We start from the raw sequence: 3,173 nt of genomic DNA on the forward strand, positions 1-3,173 counted from the left end.
CATCGCGCATCCCGTCCCTGTCAAATCTAATGACAAAGCTCTCCGCTATTTGACTTGGGTAGCGTTTGGCTTCCATTCCATCCCTCCAGTTAATGCCGACTCGGCATGAACAAAATATAGTGCCGACTCGACATCATGTCAAGTCGGCATCATCGAAAATATTCCAAGTCGGCACTATCATGCGACTATGGAAAAGAAGCCCTACCCGAGTGAGACCCAAGAGCGTTTCATAGTCCGCCTTCCCGACGGCCTGCGCGACCGTATCGCTGAAACCGCAAGGCGCAACGGGCGATCAATGAATTCAGAGATCGTCGCGTGCTTGCTCGCCGCTTATCCTGAAATGCCCCGCGCCGCTGGATGGCCTACTCTCGACGACATCATTCGAAAACAGAAGGAAGTTGCCGCACTGATTGAGCAGTATTCCGCCGAACAAGCTCAGAAGAAGTAACCCCCTCGACTACTCGGCCAGCGCCTTGAATCTCGTTGGCAGGAATGCCGGATGAACCGGATTTGCTTGGCTCACCAACTCCTCTTCCCGACCGACGTCCCTATAGATGCGATTGGCCAGCGCCAACGCGGGAATCGACCCGCTGAACTGGAATGTCGTTACTGCCGCCAGTCCCTGCCCCCGACTGTCGAAGTCGGTCACCACCGCTTGTCGAAGCGTTCGCAGCGACGCATAAACATCGTCCTCGCCTTGATCAGCCGCGACTTGAATCTCTGCGTCGATCAGCCCCACGACGGTGTCCCTGACATCAATGGCATCGTCGGCCGAGGCCGGCTGATACGCCGTCGAACTCGTCGCAACCTGAGCGATCGCAGATCGGCGAAGCAAATCCCCCGTCGCACTGCTCATTACCGCCTGGGCTGCTGCGATAGGTGAGCCCTGCGGCACCGACGGTGGCGTGTAACGCGCCAGCGGCGTAAGCAACCTGATTGCGTCAGCCGGCGAAGCGGCCGTGTTTGCGGTCGCCGTCATGAGTGACTGCGCCGCGCCGCTGAATGCCGCCGGATTCGTCCCTGCATTCACGGCAGCGGCGGATAACGCCGCCCCAGCAGCGGCGACGTTTGCAACGTTCTGCGTGTCCTGCGCAAGGAGACTCGCGACCGTGGCTGTCTTAGGGGCTTTCCCGTTGGACCCGGCATATCCGGTATTGCTACCGCCGAAGAGGCGCCCGAAGTTTCCCGACAGGGTGGAAATCGAGTTGAAGAATCGACGTACGCTATGCACCAAACCGTTCACAGCTTGATAGAACGCAACAGCAATGCCGACGGCAGTACGAATGACAGCGACGCCCGCTTTGATGGCATCAAGCGTTCGACTGACGAAGCTGAGCAGCGACGAGGCCGTCAAGCCCGAAGCCGCGCTGCTCACCGCGTCTTTCGTCGCGGACTGCGCACTCGGATACAGCCGATCGCCGCCGAGAATGAACGTCAGTCGCAACTCTACAACGCGGCCGCGATCCCACGACGTGCCGATCTCAGCTTCGGTGCAATTTGCCTTGATCTCGCCCCAAGTCGGATGGACCAACTTGCCGATACCCGGTGGCTTCGTATTGTTGACCGACCCACCGCGAATTACGTTCAGCAGGTTGATCTTCTGGGTTGTGACGTCGCCGCCGCCGTAGATCAAACTGTTCTCTACCAGGAAGCCCGTGACCTGCAGAACGTTCGTCTTCAGACCGTTGTCTTCGATCCAAGGCCGCGTTTCCTTCTTCGGGTAGGAGTGGACGACGACGTTACGCCCGAAGATACCGCTCTCGGACAAAACTGCGAACGGCACTCCGTTGTAACTTGCCTTTCGGAGCTTGTCCACGTAATCGCCACTGCCGAATAGGCTCATCAAGCTCTGCGCTGACGAAGCAATGCCTTTTGCGGCAGAGGCTACCCCTCCGATGCTGCCCGCAACGTTCACCACGTCAGCTACGCTCACACCACTACCTCCATTTTGGGCGTCTGCACCTTAGCCGTCGCCGTGGCATTGCCCTGAGACCGCACCTTCGCCGTGGCTGGCCGTCCATCCTGATGAATCACAACGTCGACGTGTACCCGCCCACCATCTGCCGTCACAGGCGACGGAGACTGTCCCGGCAGGTTTGCGGCAGCGATGCGCGGTGAGTTGCTATATAGCCCCGTGCCTCCCATCCGCGCCTGCACTTGCTCCACGTAATTGCGGGTTTCCTGCGGGGCATTCTCCATGCCCTTGCGCTGCAAGTTGCCTTGGCCCCAGTTGTAGCCCGCAAGCGCCTTACTGAGATCGCCGCCGTTCTGCTTGAGCAGGTCCCGGTACATCTGCGCTGCGGCCGTCGCGGACTTCGATAGGTCATTTGGATCATCGAGCCCGTATTGCTTGGCCGTCGCATCCATGAACTGGAAATGCCCCTTGGCGCCAGCGGACGAAAGCATGTTTGTGCCGCGCCCCGACTCCTGCGCCCAGACGCTATCGAGGAGCCCTTTCGGCAATCCGTACTGCGTCTCAAGCCGCGAAAAGAGCGCGTCCGATTCCGCGCTCGATTTGCCTGTGCCTGACTGAAGGCGAAGACCTGCGGCGATGTCGGCATTCGATTTCCCAGTGAGGCGATCCCAACCTGCCCCCAGAAAACTCATGGCCGGTAGGCTGGCCGACGCTGCCCACCAATTTCCGGCGGCAACATCGCTCGCTCCTTTTGCAGAATTCGTGTCGGGAAGGCCCGCTGCCTTCGCCAATTTCAGGGCTCCCCACGCAGCAACGCCGGCGGCGCCGAGGGTACCCAGCGCGGCGACGGCGCTTGGAACAGCGACCGTCGCAAGCGAAGTGAGATTGCCAATGATGGAGACGATGCCAGCGATCGGGGCGGCAAATGTGATGGCCGCGAGTGCGACTGCGACGCCTTTTACGCCCCCTATCGCGTCCACAAAGCCTGATACCTCGCTGGCAGTTTTTTCCCAATCAACCTGCTCAAGCCACTTTGCGAACCGCTCGACGTACTCCGCGACCTTGGTCGCCGCAACGGCACCGTACTGATCCACCAGGCGCTGCACGACTGCGATGGTCCGCTCCAGAGCGGGTGCCATGGCCTCACCAAACGAGTACTTGAGCTTTGTGCCGGACGCCTCGAGCTTGATCATCTGCTCGTTGTACGCCGCCGCTCGCTTCAGTTGCTCGTCACTCAGGACGAGCCCCATGTCTTTCG

The 3,173-nt window shown here is 60.0% G+C and carries 3 protein-coding genes; 1 reads left to right on the forward strand and 2 read right to left on the reverse strand.

All coding sequences use genetic code 11. The annotated features are described in order from the left end of the window. Positions 1-187 precede the first annotated feature (187 nt). On the forward strand, positions 188-448 hold the full coding sequence (locus C266_RS28295; RefSeq protein WP_010804323.1) for an Arc family DNA-binding protein: 261 nt from the start codon (positions 188-190) through the stop codon (positions 446-448). Positions 449-457: 9 nt separating this feature from the next. On the opposite strand, the gene C266_RS14300 is transcribed toward C266_RS28295, so the two are convergent. Both C266_RS14300 and C266_RS27930 read right to left on the reverse strand, forming a co-directional pair. Further along, positions 458-1,933: a DNA circularization protein gene (locus tag C266_RS14300; protein WP_036663088.1), complete on the reverse strand. Its 1,476-nt coding sequence runs from the start codon at positions 1,931-1,933 to the stop codon at positions 458-460. After that, a partial coding sequence (locus C266_RS27930; RefSeq protein ID WP_010804325.1) for a lytic transglycosylase domain-containing protein occupies positions 1,930-3,173 on the reverse strand: 1,244 nt, incomplete at its 5' end. The genes C266_RS27930 and C266_RS14300, both read right to left, overlap by 4 nt.

Source organism: Pandoraea sp. SD6-2 (assembly GCF_000389825.1).
Classification (GTDB): Bacteria; Pseudomonadota; Gammaproteobacteria; order Burkholderiales; family Burkholderiaceae; genus Pandoraea; species Pandoraea communis.

Excerpts from the sequence above, each read along its gene's own strand:
- C266_RS28295 (WP_010804323.1), top strand. The coding sequence starts at position 188 with ATGGAAAAGAAGCCCTACCCGAGTGAGACCCAAGAGCGTTTCATAGTC.